A 2,568-nucleotide genomic window follows, 5' to 3' on the forward strand; every position below is an offset into this window, starting at 1 on the left:
GGTGTTCAGTGATGACGAGCTGGGGCTGGAAGTGGCCCTTGCCGCAGGCGCAAATTTTGCCCTCAACCGCCGCCACTCCTTCGATGGCGCCGACCTGACCCTGCCCATGACGTATCAGCCGGTCGAGTCGTTGCGCCTGAACGTCAGCACCGGCTGGACCCACGAATATGACGACGGCAAGCAACGCCGCAGCTGGACCTGGGGCACAGGCGTTGAGTACGCGCTGGCCGAATCCCTGACGCTGATTGCCGAACGCTTCGGCCAGCAGGGTGCAGATCAGGGCTGGCAGGCCGGACCTCGTCTGCATCTGGGCAAAAAGGTTGATATCGACCTAGTGATCGGACGCCACCTGAACAACGACCGCGAACGGTGGCTTGCCACCGGTGCCACGTTGCGTTTTTAAACGCCCGCTGTTTGGCCCCGCGTCACCCGCCAGCGCATTGCGGCGGGTGATGGTTGCGGTCTTTTGCTTCGGCGACTCAGACCTTCAACGCCTTGCCACCGACCGCCACTGCCAGCAGCAACACCGAGATCAATCCGAAGGCAAAACTCAAGCTGCTGCCGTGGGCGATAAAGCCGATCACGGCAGGCCCCGCCAGGATTCCCGCATACCCCAACGTCGTGATGGCGGGCACGGCGATGTTTTCCGGCATGACGTTCTGTTTGCCGACAGCGGTGTACAGCACCGGCACGATGTTCGAACACCCGACCCCAACCAGCGCGTAACCGATCAGCGCGGCTTCCCAGGCCGGTGCCAAGGTTGCCAGCAGCAAACCGGCAGCCGCGGTCAAACCGCCAAACACGATCACGCGCGTGGCCCCCAGCTTATGCACGATGGCATCGCCTGTCAGCCGCCCGACCGTCATGGTCAAGGCAAACGCGGCATAGCCCAGTCCGGCATACGCGGTGTCGAGATCACGCTCTGAGGTCAGGAACACCGCGCTCCAGTCCAGCACCGCGCCTTCGGCCAGGAACACGATAAAGCACAGGCTGCCGATAAACAGCACCACGCCGTGGGGAATGGCGAACGCCGGCCCCGAGCTTTCGCTGCCGTAGGGCAACAGATGGGGCGCAGCCTTGAGCAACGACACCAGCAGAAACACGATCACCACCAAGGTCGCGCCCAACGGCGAAATACCCAGGCCGAGCAGGGCGCTGACACCGGCCGCGCCGACAATCCCGCCGAGGCTGAACAAGCCGTGAAAGCCCGACATCATGGTCTTGCCGCTGGCGCGCTCGACGATCACCGCTTGCAGGTTTACCGTCGAATCCACTGTGCCCAACCCGGCTCCGAACAGGAACAGCGCAGCAATCAGCAGCGGGATCGACGACACCGTGGCCAGCAGCGGCAGTGCCAGGCAGATCAACAGCGTGCCGCCACTGAGCACCCGCCGACAGCCGAAGCGCGAGGCCAGCATACCGGCCATCGGCATCGCCAGAATCGAACCGACCCCCAGGCACAGCAACAACACGCCGAGTGTGCCGTCATCGAGCCCGGCCCGGGCTTTGGCGTATGGCACCAGCGGCGCCCACGCGGCGATGCCGAACCCGGCAATAAAGAAGGCGATGCGCGTCGACATCTGTTCGAGGCGCCCGGGAATGAGTGGGGTTCGGGTGTTGATGGCAGTCATGAAAGTCCTTGGCCAAAACGCCAGCACCTACCCTGCGGGCTGTTGCCGCCAATGGCGCTGCGCAAAGTGCAACATCCTTGCATATCAGGTGCAGTCCGGCGAGGTCGACCGTACAAGTACCTGTTACTTCTTACAGTTTACGGCGACGGTTTTTGCGCATAGAACAAAGCCTGCTTCATCGCGCTGACTCAAGAAGAGTTGCTGATGGGGCTGAGTTGCCGGCTGGTTCACCCAGGCGATTATTTGACTGATGATTTGTCTGGTGTGCCCATACTGGTTGTGCGAACTGCAGAGGGCAGATTGAATGCCTTCATCAATGTCTGCCGGCATCGCGGGGCGAAACTGCTGGAGGGCACTGGTCGTTTGGCATCCTCGCTGTCCTGTCCCTATCACGGCTGGACCTATGATTTGCACGGCACGCTTGCACAGCTGGCACCTTCAGGCGGTTTTGATGGTCTGGATCGTGCCGAACGCAATCTGGTCGCGCTGTCGGTGGTCGAACGCAATGGCTTGATCTGGGTACATCCAACCCCGGGAATGACGATCAATATCGACGCTCAACTGGGCGCGCTGAATGATGAACTCGCCGGGTACGATTTCCAGCGTTTTGCGCACTATGAAACGCGCCTCCTGCACCGCTCGATCAACTGGAAAATCGTGATTGATACCTTTCTTGAAAACTGGCATTTCCCGTTTGTGCACCGGGCAACGGTCTTGCCGATATTTCTGCCGTCTATCAGCCACTTCCAGGCCCTTGGCCTTAACGCCCGTTTGATCATGCCGCGGCGCTCCATCCTCCAGATGCGTGACAGTCCCGAGGACCGCTGGAATTTGCTCAAGCATTCGCTCGTCATCTACCTGCTGTTCCCCAACACGCTATTACTCTGGCAGGGCGATCACCTTGAGATCTGGCGGGCCTTTCCATCCAGGTCAGGGG

At 61.1% G+C, this 2,568-nt stretch carries 2 protein-coding genes and 1 pseudogene; 2 read left to right on the forward strand and 1 reads right to left on the reverse strand.

The features are described from left to right. Positions 1-403 (forward strand): annotated as a pseudogene (locus tag AC1DH9_RS28355) (hypothetical protein); the annotation flags it as partial. A gap of 76 nt (positions 404-479) precedes the next feature. On the opposite strand, the gene AC1DH9_RS28360 reads toward AC1DH9_RS28355, so the two are convergent. Next, positions 480-1,631 (reverse strand): MFS transporter, encoded by a 1,152-nt coding sequence (locus AC1DH9_RS28360; RefSeq protein ID WP_427539728.1) that lies wholly within the window; start codon positions 1,629-1,631, stop codon positions 480-482. A 243-nt stretch (positions 1,632-1,874) separates the two neighbouring features. Between AC1DH9_RS28360 and AC1DH9_RS28365 the strand changes: the two genes are divergently transcribed. Beyond that, positions 1,875-2,568, forward strand: a 694-nt coding sequence (locus tag AC1DH9_RS28365; RefSeq protein WP_477809255.1) for an aromatic ring-hydroxylating oxygenase subunit alpha, incomplete at its 3' end; no start/stop codon positions are given.

It is taken from the genome of Pseudomonas sp. 05T35 (assembly GCF_056396605.1).